The sequence below is a fragment of the Streptosporangium sp. NBC_01639 genome (genome assembly GCF_045209755.1).
GTDB lineage: Bacteria > Actinomycetota > Actinomycetes > Streptosporangiales > Streptosporangiaceae > Streptosporangium.
On sequence record NZ_CP109272.1, the window covers coordinates 3,049,478 to 3,069,042 of the forward strand.

Here is a 19,565-nt window from a genome sequence, read left to right on the forward strand (position 1 = left end):
GCTGTCTCTGGTCCTGGGTCAGTACGCCTGGCCGTACACGCCACGCGACTGGTCTCGGACGATCTTTCCGTCCTCCAGTTCCACTACGCGCTTGCGCATGGAGTCGACGATGGCCGCGTCGTGCGTGGCCATGACGACGGTAGTGCCGGTCCGGTTGATCCGATCGAGCACCTTCATGATGCCGATGCTCGTCGCCGGGTCGATGTTTCCGGTCGGCTCGTCAGCAAGCAGGATCATAGGCCGGTTGACGAAGGCGCGGGCCATCGCGACCCGCTGCTGCTCGCCACCGGACAACTCATCGGGCATCCGATGGGCCTTGCCCTCCAGGCCGACGAGCTCGACGACCTCGGGCACGACCTTGCGGATGAACCGCCGGGGCTTGCCGATGACCTCCAGGGCGAACGCGACGTTCTCGTACACGTTCTTGTTCGGCAGCAGCCGGAAGTCCTGGAAGACGCAGCCGATCCGGCGGCGCAGGTGCGGGATCTTGAAATTGGACAGTCGGGCGAGATCTTTGCCGGCCACATGGATCGCCCCCGAGTTGGGGCGCTCCTCCTTCAGGACCAGGCGGAGAAAGGTCGACTTTCCCGAGCCCGAGGGGCCGACGAGGAACACGAACTCGCCCTTGTCGACATCGACGCTGACGTGGTCCAACGCGGGGCGGTTCTGGTTCGCGTAGACCTTGGTGACATTATCAAAATGGATCACGGGCGCATCACGGCATGCCAGTCTAGGGGGTAGGACGGTCGCGGGAGGGGCAGAGGTCCACTTCCGCCTCTCGCCGGCCGGGGGGCGCCGATCCTTACTTGTGATCGACGTTCCGGTTGGCCGGAGCCCAGTCTAGGGGGAAGACTGGCATGGAAAGTCCATAACGGAAACAAAACGATTCGGCGCACGGTAATGACCACATAAAGTAGTTCTGACCTCGAAGAGGGAGGACAACATGAGCTGTGAAGACCTCGTCTGCGCGGGGTGCGCGCACCCTGTCGCGGAGGGCCGCTGCCCCATGTGCCGCGCCAACCGGGAGCGGATGCACCATCATGGACTGGGCGGGATGACCCCCGCGCTGATCTCTTTCGCGCTGCTCGCCCTGTTCTTCCTCACCCTCGCCCTGAAGCACCTCACGGGCGCCTGAGGCCTTCCCCTCGGAAGGGACCTCGACAAGGACTTCACGGGGCACCCGGGGGCGTGCCAGAGGCACCCTCGCGCCCCCGGTGCCACGGCGTCACTGCTCGACGCCCGACTCCTGGCGACGGGTCCAGCGGATCTCCGACTCGATGAACTCGTCGAGGTCGCCGTCGAGCACCGTGCTGGGGTTGCCCGCCTCGGTGCCGGTCCGCAGATCCTTGACGATCTGGTAGGGGTGCAGCACGTAATTGCGGATCTGGGTGCCCCACGAGGTGGTGGACTCGCCCCGGATCTCGTTCAGCGCCGCGGCCTCCTCCTGCCGCTTGCGCTCCAGCAGCTTGGACTGCAGGACCGCCATCGCGGTCGCCTTGTTCTGCAGCTGGGAGCGCTCGTTCTGGCAGGAGACCACGATGCCGGTGGGCAGGTGGGTCAGGCGGACCGCGGAGTCGGTGGTGTTGACGCCCTGACCGCCGGGACCGGAGGACCGGTAGACGTCGACCCGCAGGTCGTCCTCGTTGATGTCGATGTGGTCGGTCGTCTCGACGACCGGCACCACGTCGACGCCCGCGAAGGAGGTCTGGCGGCGGCCCTGGTTGTCGAACGGGCTGATGCGGACCAGCCGGTGCGTGCCGTGCTCGCCGCGGAGCGTGCCGTAGGCGTAGGGCGCCTTCACGGTGAAGGTCGTCGACTTGATCCCGGCCTCCTCGGCGTAGGAGGTCTCGTAGACCTCCGTCGGGTAGCCCTTGCGCTCGGCCCACCGCAGATACATCCGCTGGAGCATCTGGGCCCAGTCGGCGGCGTCCACGCCACCGGCCTGGGACTGGATCGTGACGACCGCCTCACGGCCGTCGTACTCCCCGGAGAGCAGGGTGCGGACCTCCAGGGCGCCGATGTCGCTCCGCAGGGACGCCAGCTCGCGGTCGGCCTCCTCGCGGGTCTCCTCGTCGTCCTCGGCGGCGGCGAGCTCGTACAGGACGCTCAGGTCCTCCAGCCGCCGGCCCAGGGTCTCGACCCTGTTGACCTCACCCTGCAGGTAGGAGAGCTTGCTGGTGACCTTCTGGGCATGCTCCTGGTCGTTCCACAGGTCGGGCGCGGCGGCCTGCTCCCCGAGCTCTTCGAGCTGCTTTCGTATCGCGTCGACGTCGAGCACGTCCTGAATGCTGTTCAGGGTGCCGGTAAGCTCGGTGATCTCTTCTGCCGGGTCGATGAGTGCCACGTCTGTAAAGGGTACGCGACCACCGAACCCCGTTGTGTACGGCACGCACCTGTGCCATGGCTAGCATGGGCGCGGGAGGAGACCCATCGGGAGGCGGACGTGCGGGGACGTGGTCGACGGAATCTGCTCGCGCCCGTCCTGGTCCTGATGGCCGTGGCCACGGCCTGCTCGGGTTCCGGCGGCGCCCCGGCGGAGAAGACACCCTCGGCGGCCGGCGCCACCCCGTCCCCGGCCGCCCTGGCCGAGCCCCCGGTCACGCTCGCCGAGGCCGAGCGGGTGGTGGCGGGCATCCTGGGCGCGCAGGAGGTGCTGAGCCGTGCGACGCCGCGTCAGGACGCCGACGTCAGGAACCTGCTGGAGCAGACCAGCGACGGGCAGCAGGCCCTCGCCCGGGTGGCCGCGGGCGGCCTGGTGGGCACCCTCCCCCGCTACACCTGGGGCAGGCCGCAGTTGCTGGTCCCCCGGGCCCAGCGGGGCTCCTACTGGTTCGCCGCGATCGTGAACCGCTGGGACAGAACGGGTGACACGCGCACCGCCGTACTGACCTTCAAGCACGAGGAGAAGGGCTGGTCGCTCAGCTCCACCTCCCTGCTGGAGCCGGGGACCCGGGCACCGGAGATCGCCAAGGACCCGCAGGGCTACGCCACCGCGCTGGACTCCGAGGACATGACCGTCGCGATCAGCCCGCGGCTCATGGCTCCGCTCCACGCGACCTCGGCGGAGGAGGGCACCGGGGGGTTCACCGCCGGGCTGGTCGCGGAGGGCCCGCGCACCACCGGCTACGCCGACGAGATCACCGACAACCGGAGGCGCTACCGGGGGGAGGAGTGCATGGACTACGACTCGATCTTCGCCGCGAGCAGCTACCCGGTGCACGCCCTGCGCACCGTCGACGGCGGGGCCATGGTCACCTACTCACTGATCAGGACCACCACCGTGACCACCGTGCTCCACCCCTGCGCGACGGAGGTCCGGGTGCCGCCGAAGGACCGGAAGCTGGCCGGGGCGAGTTCCGCCAACAAGCAGTTGCGCACCGTCGAGACGCAGCTGTACGTGAGCACCGTCCCGGCCAGGAACAGCCACCGGCCGGCCAGGGTGATCGGCTACCTGGGCGGGATCACCAAGGTCTTCGCCTCCTGAGAGAGCGTCCCAGGGGCCCTTCCGAGCGCCCCTGACGAGCGCCCCTGCCGAGGGCCCGCTGAGCGCCCTTCCGAGAGTCTTTTCCGAGGGCCCGCTGAGCGCCCTGGAGACCGGGCGGGCACGGTCCTCCACGGGACGGCCATCCGGGCCCCGTCCGAGGGCCCGGATCGCCGCGGGCCGGTCAGGCCTCGCTGTGCGGCAGGTTGGTGGCCGCCACCAGCGTGCGGATCGCGCGCAGCGCCACCGAGAGCGTGGCGAGATCGAAGTTGTCGCTCTCCCAGATCTCCGACAGGGTCTGCCGGGCCCGGCTCATCGCCGCCGAGTTGGCCTCGGTCCAGTGCGCCAGGCGCTCCTCGGGCGACAGCCCCGGCGTGCTGTGCATCATGACGTCACGGGTGAGCGTGGCGTGCGCGGCGTAGAGATCGTCGCGGAGCGCGGCCCTGGCCATGGAGTTCCACCGGTTGTCCCTGGGCAGGGCGATGACGCGCTCACGGAGCCCGGAGAGCTGGAGCCGGTCGGCCAGGTCGAAGTAGACCTCGGCCACCTCGCTCACCGGCCTGCCGGTGTAGGAGGAGACCTCCACGAGATCGAACGTGGAGTAGGCCGGGACCATCGCGGCGACCCGCTCGGCCAGGTCGGCGGGCACGCCCCGGGCGACGAAACCGTCCCTGCGCTCCTCGAACGCCACCAGGTCCGAACCGGTCAGCAGCTTGGGCACGTCCGCCAGCAGCCCGTTCATGCCCTTGGCGAAGAAGCTCACCGTGGAGGCCAGGTCCAGCGGCGCGCGGCGGTTGCCGAGCAGCCAGCGGGTGCCGCGCTCGGCCAGCTTGCGGGCCTCCAGCTCCATGGCGATCTGCGTTGAGGTGTCCACCTTGTTGTTCAGCGCCTCGATCTGCCGCCAGAAGCTGGGCAGGTCGAAGACCTCGCGCGTGACGAGGTAGGCGCGGGCGATGTCCGGGGTGGACGCGCCGCTCTCCTCGCCGAGACGGAACATGAAGGTGGTTCCGCTGGAGTTGACCAGGTCGTTCACCACGCCGGTGGTGATGATCTCCCGGCGGAGCGGGTGGGCGTCCATGTAGTCGCGGAAGCGCTCGCGCAGCGCCGTCGGGAAGTAGGACACCAGCCAGGACGCCAGGTAGGGGTCGTCGGGCAGATCCGAACCGAGGATCTCGGCGTCCACCACCAGCTTGGTGTAGGCCAGCAGCACCGAGAACTCCGGCGCGGTCAGCCCGAGCCCGGCCTGACGCCGCTCGGCGAGCGTCTTGTCCGACGGCAGGAACTCCAGCTCCCGGTTGACCAGCCCGGCCCGTTCCAGCCTGCGGAGCTGGCGCGAGTGGATGTGCAGCATCTCGGCCGCCTGTGCGCGGGCGGCGGCCAGCACCACGTTCTGGTCGTAGTTGTCCCGCAGCACGAGCTGCCCGACCTCGTCGGTCATGTCGAGGAAGAGCTGGTTGCGCTGCTTGTCGGTGAGCTCGCCGTCGCGGACCGCCCGGTCCAGCAGGACCTTGATGTTCACCTCGTGGTCGGAGGTGTCCACCCCCGCCGAGTTGTCGATGAAGTCGGTGTTGACGAGCCCCCCGCCGAGCGCGAACTCGATCCGGGCCAGCTGGGTGAAGCCCAGGTTGCCGCCCTCCCCGATCACCTTGCAGCGCAGCTCGGCGGCGTTGACCCGCAGGCCGTCGTTGGCCTTGTCGCCGACGTCGGCGTGCGACTCGCCCGACGCCTTGGCGTAGGTGCCGATGCCCCCGTTCCACAGCAGGTCGACCGGGGCCCGCAGGATGGCGCTGATCAGGTCGTTGGGGGCCAGTGAGGCCACACCGTCGGCGATGCCGAGCGCGGCGCGCATCTGCGGGGTCACCGGGATCGACTTGGCCGTGCGCGGCCAGACGCCACCGCCCGGGGTGATGAGCGAGGTGTCGTAGTCGGCCCACGAGCTGCGCGGCAGCGCGAACAGCCGGGCACGTTCGGCGTAACCGCGCGCGGCGTCCGGGTCGGGGTCGACGAAGATGTGCCGGTGGTCGAAGGCGGCGACCAGCCTGATGTGCTGGGAGAGCAGCATGCCGTTGCCGAACACGTCGCCGGACATGTCGCCGACGCCGACCACCGTGAAGTCGGTGGTCTGGATGTCCACGCCGGTCGTGCGGAAGTGGTATTTGACCGACTCCCAGGCACCGCGGGCGGTGATGCCCATGCCCTTGTGGTCATAGCCGATCGAGCCGCCCGAGGCGAAGGCGTCGCCCAGCCAGAAGCCGTACTTCTTCGCCACGTCGTTGGCGATGTCGGAGAACGTCGCGGTGCCCTTGTCGGCGGCGACCACCAGGTAGGTGTCGTCCCCGTCGTGCCTGACCACGTCGGCGGGCGGGACCACCTGGCCGTCGACGAGGTTGTCGGTGAGGTCCAGCAGGCCGGAGATGAACATCCGGTAGCAGGCGACGCCCTCGGCGAGCACGTCCTCCCGTGCACCCGACTTAGGCGGATTTTTCACGACGAAGCCGCCCTTGGAGCCGGTGGGGACGATGACGGTGTTCTTCACCATCTGCGCCTTCACCAGCCCGAGAACCTCCGTACGGAAGTCCTCCATCCGGTCCGACCAGCGCAGGCCGCCCCGCGCGACCTTGCCGAAGCGCAGGTGCACGCCCTCGACCCGGGGCGAGTAGACGAAGACCTCGAACTTCGGCCGGGGCAGCGGCAGCACGCTGATCGACGGCGAGTCGAACTTCAGGCTGATGTACGGCTTGCGCTCGCCGTCCACCGTCTGGAAGTAGTTCGTCCGCAGCGTCGCCTTGATCATCTCCAGGTAGGCCCGCAGGATCCGGTCCTCGTCCAGGGAGGCCACGTCGTCCAGCGCGCCGAGGATCTCCTCCTGCATCGCCTCCTGCAGCTCCGAGCGGACCTCCTCCGAGCGACGGGGGTCGAGCCTGGCCTCGAACAGCCGCACCAGCAGCCGCGCGAGCCGTACGTTTCCGAGCAGCACCCGCTCGATGTAGTCCTGGCTGAACGTGGTGCCGGCCTGGCGCAGGTATTTGGCGTAGACCCGCAGGATCTCGGCCTGCTCCCAGGTCAGTCCGGCGGCCAGGACGAGCGCGTTGAAACCGTCGCTCTCCACCCGGCCGCGCCAGAGCGCGTCGAACGCGTCCTGGAACAGCCTCTTGAACTCGTCCCTGTCCACCTCCGCCGAGGGGGTGTAACGCAGGCCGAAGTCGTAGATCCAGGCGTCCTTGGTGTCCGGGTCGTTGTCGCGGTCGATCTCGTACGGCCGCTCGTCGACCACCTCGACGCCCATCCGCTGGAGCAGCGGCAGCACGTGCGACAGCGAGATGGGCGCGCCGATCCGGTAGAGCTTGAACCGGCGCGCACCGTCCACGGCCTCGTAGGGCTCGTAGAGGTTCATCCCGATCTCGTCGGAGGAACCGGCGAGCACCTCCAGGCGCCGCAGGTCGGCGACCGCCATCCGGGCCGGGAAGTCGGCCTTGTAGCCCTCGGGGAACGCGGAGGCGTACCGGCGGATGAGCCGGGGCGCGTCCTCCTCGGAGCTCAGTTCGGTGATGGCGGTGGCCAGGTCGTCGTCCCAGGACCGGGTGGCGCCGGCCAGCCTGGCCTCCAGCTCCTCCACGTTGACCGCGTCGGCGTCCAGCGGCTTGCCCCGCTCGCCGCGCACGACCACGTGCAGCCGGGCGAGGGCCGACTCTCCGATCATCGCGCTGTAGTCGAAGGAGGTGCCGCCGACCGCCTTGAGCAGGATCTCCTGCATCTTGACGCGGATCTTGGTGGTGTAGCGGTCCCGCGGCAGGTAGACCAGGCACGAGACGTAGCGGCCGTAGTCGTCCGGGCGGAGGAAGACCTTGACCTGCTTGCGCTCCCGGAGCCTGAGCACGCCGAGCGCGATCGGCAGAAGCTGCTCCACCGAGGTCTGGAAGAGCTCGTCCCGGGGGAAGGTCTCCAGGATCTCGATGAGGTCCTTGCCGTCGTGGCTGTCGGGGGCCAGCCCGGCCAGGTCGAGGACCTCGGCCAGCTTGCGCCGGAGCACCGGGATGCGGGAGATCGACTCACTGTAGGCCACGTGGGTGAACAGGCCGAGGAAGCGCCGCTCGCCGACGACCTCGCCGGCGGCGTCGAAGAGCTTCACGCCCACGTAGTCCAGGTAGGTCGGCCGGTACACGGTGGCGCGGGTGTTGGCCTTGGTGACGATCAGCATCTGCTGCTTCTCACGGGCCTTGGCACGCAGCTCGGGAGAGAGCGCGGCGAAGCTGTCGGAGCCCGCCTTGTCGTGGCGGAGGATCCCCAGCCCGGTCCCGGGCACCGGGCGCAGCGCGGCGCCTTCCTCGCCCTCCTCCAGGCGGTATTCGCGGTAGCCGAGGAAGGTGAAGTGCCCGTCGGCCAGCCAGCGCATCAGCTCCAGGCTGTCCTCGACACCCGCCAGGTCCAGCGGCGGCGGACTGACCGACACGTCCTCCGCGGTCTGCAGGGCGAGGGCCCGCATCTTGACGGAGTCCTCGACGGCGTAGCGCACATCCCCCAGGACCCGCTGCAGGTCGGTTTCGAGCTCCCTGAGGGCGGCCGGGTCGGTCTGCCGGTCTATCTCGACGTGTATCCAGGACTCGACGAGCGTCTGCCCGGTCACGTCGTCCCGGTCCTTGTGGAGCATCCTGCCCGTCATGTCCCTGCGCACCCGCATCTGGGGGTGGACGACGAGCCGGGTGCCGATGTGGTGCCGGTCGAGCTCCATCGTCACCGAGTCGACCAGGAAGGACATGTCGTCGGTGACCACCTCGATGACCGAGGATCCGGGGTCCCAGCCGTGCTCCTCCAGGGTCGGCGTGTAGGCCCGCACCAGGGCACGGCCCTGGGGGCGGTTCTCCGCGAGCTGCCGCTGGGTCATGGCCGGGCCGTACACGTCGACCGGGTTGCGGTTCAGCAGGTCCTCTGGCGCGACATGCCGGTAGTAGAGCCTGAGATAGGCGAGCGCCTCCTCAACACCCAGGTGATCGCTGCCCGGTGTGTGCGCGCACATCTCCGCGGCACTCCTGAGCAGCTCGTCCTTCGCCTCGTCGAGCGGCATGTCGCTCTCACTCCTTTGTGAGGGATTTTTTGCAAATTGGCAGGGATCTAGGAACAAGTCCGTAGTTCCCACAGAAAGGGGAAGTAGTACTGGAGCGTGCGCTCCGGGAGGTACGGCGTCTCCGACGGACCACGCGCGTCCGGCTCCGGGTCGATCCACGGTTCCGCCATGTGACAGGCCCGCGGCGGGGCCGCCTCGTCGTGAGCGAGCCGACCCGCGGCCGGTGGCCACGGATCGTCATGGGATCCGCGGTGCCCGGCCGCCATCGGCGTGGAGCCGGAGGCCTCCTGGTCGGAGACGGCGGATCCTCGCCGGGAGAGGGCGATGGGAACAGCATCGCACGCTGTGGACCCGGAGGAGCGGCGACGCCGCCGGACGGTTCCGGTATCACCGGTCCCCCTCGGGCGACCCAGACAGCTCACGTCACTCCGCTCACCGGGCTTGGCCCGTGGCACGACACCTCCAGCGGCCACTCGCCTCGATCCCCGTTGACCGAAGCATGCCGCCGCCCTTGATACCACCCGAAAATACGTAAAACGTCAACGTGGCGGCCTTCTCGCCCGTCAACCTGGCGGTCTTCTCACTGCTGAAGATATCGGGACGATCTCACTCGGCGACGCCCGGGGGTGGGTTCTCTCATCCGGTTCCGGGAGCCGGGATTCCCTCCCCCTCACCAATCGTAGAGGCCGCGGCGGGAACCGTCGGAGAGTTGCCCGTCTTTCACCGCCCCATCGCCCGCCGAGACCGGGCCGGGCGGCCGGACCGCGGGGACGCCTGTCCGGCGACGGCGCCGGCATACGGAGACCTGCGCCGTCACGCCTCCGACGCGACCCTCCGGAGACCTGCGCCGTCACGCCTCCGACGCCGGCCTCCGGAAACCTGCGCCGTCACGCCTCCGACGCACCCGGTGAAGTGATGCGAATGTGACCAACCGGATGGGCCAGGCGGTCGTCTCAACAGGCGGAAGATCGAAACTTCGGGAGACGATCATGCGGCCTGTGCCGGACAGACGGACGTTCCTTCAGATCGGCGGCATGGCCGCCCTGTCCCTGGGAGCCGGGCTGCCCGCGACGGCCGTCCCCTCCCGGTCGGACTGGAACGCCCTCGCGGGCGGACTGGACGGCCGGCTCATCCGCCCCGGCGACGCCACCTACGACGCGGCCCGCCGCCTGTTCAACCCCGCCTTCGACACGGTACGGCCCGCGGGCGTGGCCTACTGCGCCACCCCCTCCGACGTGGTCGAGTGCGTCGGCTTCGCCCGCCGGATGAACGTGCCGCTGGCCGTACGGTCGGGTGGGCACTCCTATGCCGGCTGGTCCACCGGGACCGGCCTGGTCCTCGACGTCTCCCGGCTGAACGAGATCAGCCATGCGTCCGGCCGGGCGACCGTCGGGGCCGGCGCCAAACTCGTCGACGTCTACGACAGGCTGGGAGCGAGGGGGGTCAGCATCCCGGCGGGGAGCTGCCCCACGGTGGGAGTGAGCGGGCTGGCGCTGGGCGGCGGGATCGGCGTGGTGTCCAGGAAGTACGGCCTGACCTGCGACGTGATGGAGTCCGTCCGGATCGTCACGGCGGACGGCCGACTGCTGACCTGCGACGCCGACCACAACCCCGACCTCTACTGGGCCTCACGTGGCGGGGGCGGCGGCAACCTCGGCGTGGCGGTCTCCTTCGGTTTCCGGACCCACCCCACGCGCGAGGTCACGGTGTTCTTCCTGCACTGGCCGTGGGCGAAGGCCGCCACGGCGCTCCGGGCGTGGCAGGCGTGGGCGCCCTCCGTGCCCGACGAGCTGTGGTCCACCATGCACCTGAGCCGCGACGGCGGGACGGACGTGCAGATCGCCGGTCTCCACCTGGGGGACAAGGCGAGCTGTGAGCGGCTGCTGGACCGGCTGGCCGACCGGATCGGCGCGGTCTCCTCCGGCTCCGTCCGGCAGACGTCCTACCGCCAGGCCATGATGATCATGGCAGGGTGCGCCACGCGGTCGGTCTCCCAGTGCCATCAGGGCGGTTCCCTGCCCGGTCAGACCCGTGACGGCAGGCTGCCGCGCGACACCTTCGCGGCCAAGTCTCACCTGGCCTACCGGCCGCTGTCGGAGGCCGGCGCCAGGGCGCTGGTCGCCGAGGTCGCCCGGCCGGGCAACCACACGGTGCTGCTGGACGCCCTCGGCGGCGCCGTCGGCAGGGTCCGCCCCGAGGCCACCGCCTTCCCGCACCGGACCGCCCTCTACAGCGTGCAGTACTACGCCCACCGCGCGGGGGCGGCGAGCTGGGCCAGGGCCGCGCACACCCGGATGCGCCCCCACTTCGGCGACCACGCCTACGTCAACTACATCGACCCCGAACTCGCCGGCTGGCGCACGGCCTACTACGGGGCGAACGCCGGACGGCTCGCCCGGATCAAGGCCGTCCACGACCCCGGCCGCCTCTTCCGCCTCCCGCAGGGCATCTGAGGCCTTGGGAAACCCGCGGCGGTCCTGCCGGGCTCACTGCTCCGTCGGGGTGAAGTGGGCCAGCACCTCGGGGTTGGCCATGGCGTCGAGGTTGGCGGCCTTCTCCGGCGGGACACCGAGGAGGATCTTGCGGACCGGGACCTCCAGCTTCTTGCCGCTGAGGGTGCGCGGGATCCCGGGGACCACGATGATCTCGTTCGGCACGTGCCGGGGGGACAGCCCCTCCCGCAGGGCGCGCCGCAGGCTCATGACCAGCTCATCCGACAGGGTGGCGCCCTCGGCCAGGGTGACGTAGAGCAGCAGGCGCCCGTCCTGACCGAGCTGGCCGGTGTCGATGACCAGGCTGTCGGCGATCTCGTCGAAGCGCTCCACCACGCGGTAGAACTCACTGGTCCCCATCCGGACGCCGCCCCGGTTGAGCGTGGAGTCGGATCGGCCGTAGATCACGGAGCCGCCGTCAGGAAGGATCTTGATCCAGTCGCCGTGCCGCCAGACGCCCGGGTAGTCGGCGAAGTAGCTCTCCCGGTATCTCGACCCGTCGGCGTCGTTCCAGAACATGACCGGCATCGACGGCATCGGGGCGGTCACCACCAGCTCGCCGACCTCTCCGATCACCGGCGCGCCCGACGGGTCGAAGGACTCGACCCTGGCCCCCAGGCAGCGGCACGGGATGACGCCCGCCCGGACCGGGAGCAGCGGGACCGCGCCGACGAAGCCGGTGCAGACGTCGGTGCCACCGGAGAACGAGCCGAGCTGGACCTCCGGCAGCGCGTCGTGCACCCAGGCGAACCCCTCGGGAGGCAGCGGTGAGCCGGTGGAGCCGAGACCGCGCAGCGCCGTGAGCCCGCCGGGCCGCAGGCCCGCCTTCATGGAGGCGATGAGGTACGGTGCGCCGGTGCCGAAATAGGTGACCTTCTCCTCGGCTGCCAGCCGCCACAGCGTGTCGGTCCCCGGATGGGTGGCCGAGCCGTCGTAGAGGAGCACCGTCGCGCCGACCAGCAGGCCGCCGATGAGGTAGTTCCACATCATCCAGCCGGTCGTGGTGTACCAGAAGAACACGTCCTCCGCACCCAGGTCCTGGTGGAAGGAGAGCGCCTTGAGGTGCTCCAGCACCACGCCGCCGTGACCGTGCACGATCGGCTTGGGCAGCCCGGTGGTGCCGGAGGAGTAGACGATCCAGAGCGGGTGGCCGAAAGGCACCGGTTCGAAGGCCATCGGCCCGGCGGAGCCGCGCAGGTCCGCCCAGCCCAGGGTGCGGACGGCGGCCCCGGGCGGCGCCTCCGGCTCCGCGCCCGGTGCCATCCGCACCCGCGCGACCAGGGTCGGCAGCTTGGCGGCGATGTCCCTGACCACCTCGGCACGGTCGAACCACTTGCCGTTGTAGGCGTAGCCGTCCACCGCGATGAGCACCTTCGGCTCGATCTGGGTGAAGCGGTCGATCACGCTGGGCGCGCCGAAGTCCGGTGAGCAGGAGGACCAGATGGCGCCCAGGGAGGCGGTGGCGAGGAAGGCGATCAGCGTTTCGGGCACGTTCGGCGCATACGCGGCGACCCGGTCCCCCCGCCCGACGCCCAGCCCGGCCAGGCCGGTGCGGACCCGGGCGACCTCCTCGGCCAGCTCGCCCAGAGTGAGCGTCCGCCGCCCGCCCGTCTCGTCGCGGAAGACCACCGCAGGCCGGTCGGGGTCGGAGGCGGCCAGGCGCAGCGCGTTCGCCGCGTAGTTCAGCGTCGATCCGGTGAACCATTCGGCCCCCGGCATCGTCCCAGATATGACGGGCCCGTCACCACGCGCACCCACGACGTCGAAATAGTCCCAGATCGACGACCAGAACTCGGCCGGGGCGTCCACCGACCACTGCCACAGGGACGTGTAGTCACCGGACCGGCCGAGCCATGCCAGGTAGCGGGTGATCTTGGCATTCCTCACGACCTCCGGGGTGGGTTCCCAGAGCAGCGCACCTTCCTCAACCATGGCCCCATCTTCTCGGCGGCCCACCGGAATGTCACCCCCGGCCGTTCACAACCTCGGGCCGTCCCGATGTGGATCAGCCACGTATCCCTTCCACGGCGGCCCGTGCCGCAGTGCCGATCACCGCGTCGGCACGGGGCTGGTTCTGCGCCGTGCCGTACGACCGGGTGAAGACGGCGACGGCGTAGCGCCCGCCGTCGGGATACTCCACCACACCGATCTCGTTGCGGAGCGTGGGCAGCGTGCCGGTCTTGCCGCTGACCGCGACGTCGTCGTAGGGGAATCCGGCGGAGAGCCGGTGCGGCCAGACCTGCAGGCCGAGCAGCCTGCGCATCGAGGCGCACGACTCGGCCGAGGCCGCCTCGTCGCGCCAGATCATGCCGAGCAGCCGGGTCATGTCGCGAGGGGTGCTCCGGCTGGTGCGCGCCGGGTCGAGCGCCCGCAGCCGGGTCACCACGGCGGGGTCGGTGGGCATCTCCTGCTGTCCGGTGTCCTCGACGATGCTGGCGAACAGGCTGTGGCAGTCGTGCTCGATCCACGTCCCGTCCAGGCCCATGGCGGCGAGCATGGTGTTGACCGCCGGCAGGCCGACCCTGCCGATCAGCGCGTCGGCGGCGGTGTTGTCGCTCACCGCGATCATCAGGTAGGCCAGGTCGCGCAGGGACATCGTCACGTCGTCGGCCATCACGGAAACCCCGGTGGCCCCGGGGGTGCGGCGGTCCGCGGGGACCGTGATCCGCTCAGCCTCGTCCAGCCGGCTCTCGTCCACCTGCCGGAAGAACTCCACCAGCAGCGCCACCTTGAAGACCGAGGCCAGGACCACGGGCTCGTCGGCGCCATGGCCGACCTCGGCTCCGGTGTCCAGGTCCACCGCGTGCAGGAACCCGGTCACCCCCGCCGCGCGGAACAGCCCGCCCAGGTCGCTCATGACAGAAATCCAGAGGCGGGCCTGGCGCGCACCCGCCGCGTCGGTGCCGTGCCGTCGTCCGTCATCCCGGCTCTCTCCTTCAGCACTCGTACCGCCACCGCCCCGAAGGCTACGGCAGCGTCTCCGGCCTGCCCCCGCCAGGCCGTGGAGATCCGCCATGCCAGCGGACCGCCCAGCAGCGGTCTCCACCGCAGGCCGGGCAGCTCCACCCGGGGCCCGAAGGCGACGGCCGTACCGACCAGGACCAGCCCGAGGGTCTGCGCCTCGTGCACCTGCTCCGGGACGAACCCGTGGTGGCGGCACTCCGTGAGCGTCTCCTCGTGCAGGCCCGGCTCCCGCGGGAAGAGCACGAGCTGCCTGCCCGCCAGGTCGGCCAGGTGCACCGACGACAGGGCCGCGAGCGGGTCGGATTCGGCCAGCACCACACCGGGGCGCTGGACGAGCACCGGACCGAAGCTCAGCCCGGGGGCGGTCACCGGATGGCGGAGCAGGCCCACGTCCAGAGTGCCGTCGGTGAGGGCGATGACCTGGTCGGCGCTCCACATCTCGACGGGTGCGGGCCGTACTTCGGGCAGTTGCTCGCGGAATCCGGCGATCAGCGCCGCGATCACCGAGGATCCCAGGTCGGGGGTCACCCCGACGCGCAGCACCGCGCTCTCCCCCTGTCCGGCCAGGTCGCGGAGGCGGTCCACCCGCGTGACGATCTCACGGGCCTCGGCCAGCAGCGCCCGCCCCGACTCGGTCAGCCGGACCTGTCTGCTGGAGCGGTCGAACAGCCGCACGCCGAGCTCCTCCTCCAGCCGCCGGATGCGCTGGCTGAGCGGCGGCTGGGCCATGCCGAGCCGGATCGCCGCATTGCCGAAGTGCAGTTCTTCGGCGACGACCGTGAAGTAGCGCAAGTGCCGCACGATGTCCATGAGCAGGGACTATATCCGTTTCATTATGAATGAGACACCTATATCAATATTGGACATAGGGAGTATCTCTCTGGTCTCCTCAATCCGCAAGGATCGAGGGGGATGATTCGATGAAGCTGAAACACCTGGTGGCGGCGGCGCTGGTGCCGATCGCCGCGATCGGCGCGGGAGCATGGGCGCTGCGCACCCAGGGGTCGGCCGAGGAGACGGCTCAGGAGTTCCTGGCCGCCTGGACCAGGCAGGACTACCCGGCGATGCGGGCGCTCACGGTCGAGCCACCGGGCGACTTCGACCGCTGGTACCAGCGGTTCCGGTCCGATCTGAAGCTGTCGGGGGCCAGCTTCGAGATCACCGGGAGCACCGACGCCGAGGTCTCCTTCCGCGCGACGCTGGACGGACCGGTGGACTGGACCTACGACGGTTCGCTGGCCCTGGTCGAGCACGAGCGGGCCTGGCAGGTGAAGTGGAGCCCCGCGGCGGTCCACCCGCGGCTCAAGCCCGGCCTGCGCTTCAAGACGGTGCTGGTCAAGGCCGAGCAGGCACCGATCCTTGACGCCGAAGGGACCCGCATCGACACCGCCGGCACGCCGGGTTCGGTGCAGCAGCTCGTCGAGGGGCTCAAGGAGAAGTACGCCTCCCGCCTCACCGGCACCTCCTCGGCACGGGTGGACCTGGTCCAGGGGAGCGAGCAGGTCGCCACGCTCGCCACCGCCAAGGCGAAGGCGGGCACGGAACTGCGGACCACCATCGACCTCCGCGTCCACCGGGCCGCCGCCACGGCACTGGAGAAGGTGGACAAGCCCGCCTCCCTGGTCGCGCTCCGGCCCTCGACCGGCGAGATCCTGGCCGTGGCCAACAAACCCGGCGGGTTCAACCGGGCGCTGCTCGGCCACTACCCTCCGGGCTCGACCTTCAAGGTGGTCACGGCCTCGGCCCTGATCGCCGACGGCATGACCGCGGGCGAGTCGGTGCCCTGTCCCGCCGAGCAGAACATCGGGGGCTTCCCGTTCCACAACGCCGGGTTCGAGGAGTTCGGCACGATCGCGCTGCGCGAGGCGTTCGCACACTCGTGCAACACCACGTTCGGGAAGCTGAGCGTGGACCGGCTCGGCGGGAGGCGGCTGGCCTCGGTGGCGGCGAGCTTCGGGTTCGGAGGGCCGGTGGACCCCGGGGTGCCCGCCGTACGGGCGCAGTTCCCCGACCCGAAGGACGACACCGACCTGGCGTCGGCCTCGATCGGGCAGGGCCGGGTCCTGACGAGCCCGCTGAACATGGCCACCGTCGCCGCGGCGATCGCCGACGGCTCCTGGCGCCCGCCCCGGCTGGTGGACGCGGACCTGCTTCCCCCGGCGCAGTCGAGAAAGTTGGAGCCCGCGGTGGTGCGGGCACTGCGTACGCTGATGCCCGCCGTGGTGGTGGAGGGCACGGCGAGCACGGTCTCCTTCCCCCCGGGTACGGCGGGCAAGACCGGAACCGCCGAGTTCGGTTCCGGCAAGGAGCCCCCGTCGCATTCCTGGTTCATCGGCTACCGGGGTGACCTGGCGTTCTCGGTGATCGTGGAGGGCGGCGGCGCGGGCGCCGCCGTGGCCGCGCCCGTCGCGAGCCGGTTCCTCGCCGGGCTCACGGCGGCACCCTGACGGCCCGTCGCGCGACCTGTCCGGTTTCTGATGAGTGCCGACGGCGAAGTCCGTCTGGGGCACCGGCACATCGAAGATCGAAAAGGGGGCTGGCGGGAAGGCGGCCGGATGTGTTCTGCTGAGGGATGAGTGATCCTTTGAACGAGCGCGACCAGGTCACCGCAGCACTGGACATGGTCGCCAAGGCCGCCGGACCCTACCTCGACTCGCTCGGTGACCGCCTGGTCCACGACCACGGTGCCGACGGCCTGCTCGACCTGCTCGACGGCCCGCTGCCCGAACACGGCGAAGGCACCCTGGACAGCGTCGAACGGCTGCTGCACGTCGGCACCGAGGCGGCGACGCACTCCTCGGGGCCGCGTTTCTTCCATTTCATCGTCGGCGGCTCGACCCCGGCGGCCCAGGCGGGCGACTGGGTGACCTCGCTGCTGGACCAGGCCGGTGGGCTCTGGCTGACGTCGCCGTTCGCCACCCGGGCGGAGACCGTCGTGCTGCGGTGGCTGAAGGACCTGTTCGGGCTGCCCCAGTCCTATGGTGGCGTGCTGACGCCGAGCGCCACCTTCGCCAACCTCACCGGGCTGGCATGCGCCCGGCAGTGGTGGGGCGAGCGTCACGGCGCCGACGTGGCGGCCGACGGGTTGGCCGGACTGCCGCGGATGCCCGTGCTGGCCGGAGGCTACCTCCACCCGAGCAGCCGCAAGGCGCTGCTGATGCTCGGCTGCGGCCGGGACGGCGCCCGGATCTTCACCCGGGACGAGGCGGGACGGGTCGATCTGGACGCCATGGACCGGGAGCTCGAACGGATCGACGGCCCGGCGGTGATCGTCGGAAACGCGGGCGAGGTGAACACCGGTGACTTCGACCCCATCGACGACCTGGCGGACCTGGCCGAACGGCACGGTGCCTGGCTGCACGTGGACGGGGCCTTCGGACTGTTCGCGGCGGCCTCACCCCGCCTTTCCCACCTGGTCAAGGGGGTGGAACGGGCGCACTCGGTGACCTCGGACGGACACAAGTGGCTCAACGTCCCCTACGAGAGCGGGTTCGCCTTCGTCCGCGATCAGGAGATCATGGGCCGGACCTTCGGCCCGTGGGGCGCGGCGTACCTCCCCGCCGAAGACGACCCGCACGTCAACTACAACTTCCTCGGCCCGGAGTCCTCCCGGCGGGCACGGGCGCTGCCCGTCTGGGCGACCCTGCGGGCGTACGGCAGGCAGGGTCACCGGGAGATGGTCGAGCGCCACCACGATCTGGCCCTGCGGCTGGGCCGGATCGTCGAGGAGGCTCCCGACCTGGAGCTGCTCGCACCGGTCCGGCTCTGCGTGGTCTGCTTCCGCTACCGCCCGCCGGGTGTCCCCGAGGAGGAGCTGAACGAGCTGAACAGGCGGATCGGCGAGGAGCTGCTCGCCGACGGCCGGGTGTACGCCGGGACCACCACCTACCGGGGCATGACCGCCCTGCGACCGGCCATCCTCAACTGGCGCACCACCGAGGCCGACATCGACCTCCTGGCCTCGGTGGTCCGGGAGATCGCCGCCCGCCGTACGGGGTGACCGTACGGCCTCGCCGGAGGTCTAGCCGGCCCGGCGGGCGGGCGAGGTGAGCCCGGCCACGGCGGCGACGACCTCCGACGGGTTGGACAGGTCGGGCAGGACCACGTCGGCTCCCGCCTCGTGGAGCTCGGCGGGGAGGGACCGGCCGGTGGCGACGGCGATCATCGCGGCTCCGGCGATCCTGGCGGCCTGGACGTCTCTGGCCGAGTCGCCGATCATCACGGTGTTGCCGCCGTCGAAGATCCCGCCGTACTTCTGCCGGGCCCTGCCCTGCGCGACCTGGAGCAGGGTGGCCTTGGGGTAGACCTCCTCGCCGTAGCCGCCGACCTCGAAGTCCACCTGCCGGTCCAGGCCGAAGGCCTTCAGCTTGTGCACGGCGTTGCTCTTGATCGTGCCGGTGAGCACCGACTGGACCGTGCCGTCGAGCTTCGCGACGGCCTTCAGCGCGTCCGCCGCTCCGGACATCATCCGGCCGTCCTTGACCAGGCGCTTGCGCCGGGCTCCGAAGGCCTCGGCGAGCGCGTCCAGGAACTTCGGCAGGTGGGCGTCCTCGGCGACGATCCCGTTGATGGCGAGCGTCTCGAAGACGATCTCCGAGTCCGGACGGCCGTTGTGCTGGGTCAGCTTGACCAGGGGGCGCCCGGTGACCTGACGGAAGGCCTCCGCATAGGCGTCACGGGTGACGATGGACACGTCAACCAGCGTGAGGTCGACGTTCCAGAGAACGAGACGGTTAATCGAGGGCCTCCCGGAATGGGTGCGGATGCTCAGGGTACGGCCCTGGCCGTGCCCCGACCGCCAGGAATGCCGAAAACATCCCTTTCAGGCGTAGTCGATGGCATTCGCGAGGGTATCCACGACCGGGACGCCGAACGCCGCCAGATCCGTCCGGCTGGTCATGCCGCCGGTGTAGAGCACGGCCCGCGCTCCGACGTGCTGGGCGGCGTGCGCGTCGTCCACGCTGTCGCCGATCACGAGCACCTCGGCGGGGTCCACGCCGAGCGCCGCGAGATGGGCCACCATCGAGTCGGCCTTGTGCCCGCCGGACGCGCTGCGCAGCCCGTCGATCCGGGCGAAGTGGCGGTCGATGCCGAACTCGGCGACCTTGGGCCCCAGCCGCTCGTGCGCCCACATGGACAGCAGCGACTGCCTGCCGCCCTCCCTCTCCCAGCTCTCCAGAGTGGAGGCGGCGTCCGCCGCGAGGCCGCACTCCAGCATCAGCCGGTGGTAGTGCTCGTGGAAGCCGAGGTCGAGCCGCTCCCACTCCCCGTCGTGGAGTGCCCTGCCGAGCATCCGCTCGTAGGCCGTCCAGATGGGGCGGGTGTAGACCGCCCGGAAGCCGTCGGCGTCGTAGGGGCTCAGCCCGTACGGCTCGAACACCGCGTTCGTCGCGCCGACCACGGCGTCGACGTCGTGGAAGAGCGTGCCGTTCCAATCCCAGATGATGTGTCTTTTCATATACCTCAAAGGGTAGCCACCCGGTGTGACATCTCAGCGCGGCGTCCGGCACACGGGTGCCGGAGAGCGGAGACCCGCAGCCGATCCGGGGACCGGCCACGGGTCTCC

The 19,565-nt window shown here is 70.3% G+C and carries 13 protein-coding genes; 5 read left to right on the forward strand and 8 right to left on the reverse strand.

The genetic code is table 11. The annotated features are described in order from the left end of the window. Positions 1-18: 18 nt before the first annotated feature. A complete protein-coding gene (gene ftsE / locus OHA77_RS13620; RefSeq protein ID WP_012888192.1) occupies positions 19-708 on the reverse strand; it encodes a cell division ATP-binding protein FtsE in 690 nt (229 codons plus the stop codon). A gap of 235 nt (positions 709-943) precedes the next feature. Between ftsE and OHA77_RS13625 the strand changes: the two genes are divergently transcribed. Beyond that, positions 944-1,135 carry a hypothetical protein gene (locus tag OHA77_RS13625; RefSeq protein ID WP_406318428.1) on the forward strand — a complete coding sequence of 64 codons (192 nt, stop codon included), beginning with the start codon at positions 944-946 and terminating at the stop codon, positions 1,133-1,135. Between the two features lie 90 nt (positions 1,136-1,225). Here the strand turns inward: OHA77_RS13625 and prfB are convergent, their stop codons facing one another. Beyond that, complete coding sequence (prfB, locus tag OHA77_RS13630; protein ID WP_326820239.1) at positions 1,226-2,344, reverse strand: peptide chain release factor 2; 1,119 nt, start codon at positions 2,342-2,344, stop codon at positions 1,226-1,228. Between the two features lie 99 nt (positions 2,345-2,443). Between prfB and OHA77_RS13635 the strand changes: the two genes are divergently transcribed. After that, positions 2,444-3,484 carry a hypothetical protein gene (locus OHA77_RS13635; protein WP_406318429.1) on the forward strand — a complete coding sequence of 347 codons (1,041 nt, stop codon included), beginning with the start codon at positions 2,444-2,446 and terminating at the stop codon, positions 3,482-3,484. 181 nt (positions 3,485-3,665) lie between these two features. Here OHA77_RS13635 and OHA77_RS13640 read toward each other — a convergent pair whose 3' ends face one another. Then, positions 3,666-8,543 (reverse strand): NAD-glutamate dehydrogenase, encoded by a 4,878-nt coding sequence (locus OHA77_RS13640; RefSeq protein ID WP_406318430.1) that lies wholly within the window; start codon positions 8,541-8,543, stop codon positions 3,666-3,668. Positions 8,544-9,541: 998 nt separating this feature from the next. Between OHA77_RS13640 and OHA77_RS13645 the strand changes: the two genes are divergently transcribed. Further along, positions 9,542-10,996 (forward strand): FAD-binding oxidoreductase, encoded by a 1,455-nt coding sequence (locus tag OHA77_RS13645; RefSeq protein WP_406318431.1) that lies wholly within the window; start codon positions 9,542-9,544, stop codon positions 10,994-10,996. A 33-nt stretch (positions 10,997-11,029) separates the two neighbouring features. Here the strand turns inward: OHA77_RS13645 and OHA77_RS13650 are convergent, their stop codons facing one another. The 3 genes from OHA77_RS13650 to OHA77_RS13660 form a co-directional block, all read right to left on the reverse strand. Next, positions 11,030-12,967 carry an acetoacetate--CoA ligase gene (locus OHA77_RS13650; RefSeq protein ID WP_406318433.1) on the reverse strand — a complete coding sequence of 646 codons (1,938 nt, stop codon included), beginning with the start codon at positions 12,965-12,967 and terminating at the stop codon, positions 11,030-11,032. Positions 12,968-13,040: 73 nt separating this feature from the next. After that, a complete protein-coding gene (locus OHA77_RS13655; protein ID WP_406318435.1) occupies positions 13,041-13,892 on the reverse strand; it encodes a serine hydrolase in 852 nt (283 codons plus the stop codon). Beyond that, positions 13,889-14,809, reverse strand: coding sequence for a LysR family transcriptional regulator (locus OHA77_RS13660; RefSeq protein ID WP_406318436.1), 921 nt, complete (start codon positions 14,807-14,809; stop codon positions 13,889-13,891). The genes OHA77_RS13655 and OHA77_RS13660 overlap by 4 nt, the downstream gene beginning before the upstream one ends. Before the next feature lie 110 nt (positions 14,810-14,919). Here OHA77_RS13660 and OHA77_RS13665 point away from each other — a divergent pair, with 110 nt between their 5' ends. Further along, positions 14,920-16,446, forward strand: a complete 1,527-nt coding sequence (locus OHA77_RS13665; RefSeq protein WP_406318437.1) for a penicillin-binding transpeptidase domain-containing protein — start codon at positions 14,920-14,922, stop codon at positions 16,444-16,446. Between the two features lie 125 nt (positions 16,447-16,571). Next, entirely contained in the window at positions 16,572-17,999 is a 1,428-nt protein-coding gene (locus tag OHA77_RS13670) for a pyridoxal phosphate-dependent decarboxylase family protein (RefSeq protein ID WP_406318439.1), read from the forward strand. 21 nt (positions 18,000-18,020) lie between these two features. On the opposite strand, the gene OHA77_RS13675 is transcribed toward OHA77_RS13670, so the two are convergent. Next, positions 18,021-18,692 (reverse strand): HAD family hydrolase, encoded by a 672-nt coding sequence (locus OHA77_RS13675; RefSeq protein ID WP_406318440.1) that lies wholly within the window; start codon positions 18,690-18,692, stop codon positions 18,021-18,023. 129 nt (positions 18,693-18,821) lie between these two features. Further along, positions 18,822-19,457, reverse strand: coding sequence for an HAD family hydrolase (locus tag OHA77_RS13680; RefSeq protein ID WP_406318442.1), 636 nt, complete (start codon positions 19,455-19,457; stop codon positions 18,822-18,824). Between the last annotated feature and the right edge of the window lie 108 nt (positions 19,458-19,565).

Coding starts and splice junctions, on each gene's coding strand:
- OHA77_RS13670 (WP_406318439.1), top strand. CDS start 16,572: ATGAGTGATCCTTTGAACGAGCGCGACCAGGTCACCGCAGCACTGGAC.
- OHA77_RS13660 (WP_406318436.1), bottom strand. CDS start 14,809: ATGGACATCGTGCGGCACTTGCGCTACTTCACGGTCGTCGCCGAAGAA.
- OHA77_RS13665 (WP_406318437.1), top strand. CDS start 14,920: ATGAAGCTGAAACACCTGGTGGCGGCGGCGCTGGTGCCGATCGCCGCG.
- OHA77_RS13680 (WP_406318442.1), bottom strand. CDS start 19,457: ATGAAAAGACACATCATCTGGGATTGGAACGGCACGCTCTTCCACGAC.
- OHA77_RS13650 (WP_406318433.1), bottom strand. CDS start 12,967: ATGGTTGAGGAAGGTGCGCTGCTCTGGGAACCCACCCCGGAGGTCGTG.
- OHA77_RS13625 (WP_406318428.1), top strand. CDS start 944: ATGAGCTGTGAAGACCTCGTCTGCGCGGGGTGCGCGCACCCTGTCGCG.
- OHA77_RS13655 (WP_406318435.1), bottom strand. CDS start 13,892: ATGAGCGACCTGGGCGGGCTGTTCCGCGCGGCGGGGGTGACCGGGTTC.
- OHA77_RS13640 (WP_406318430.1), bottom strand. CDS start 8,543: ATGCCGCTCGACGAGGCGAAGGACGAGCTGCTCAGGAGTGCCGCGGAG.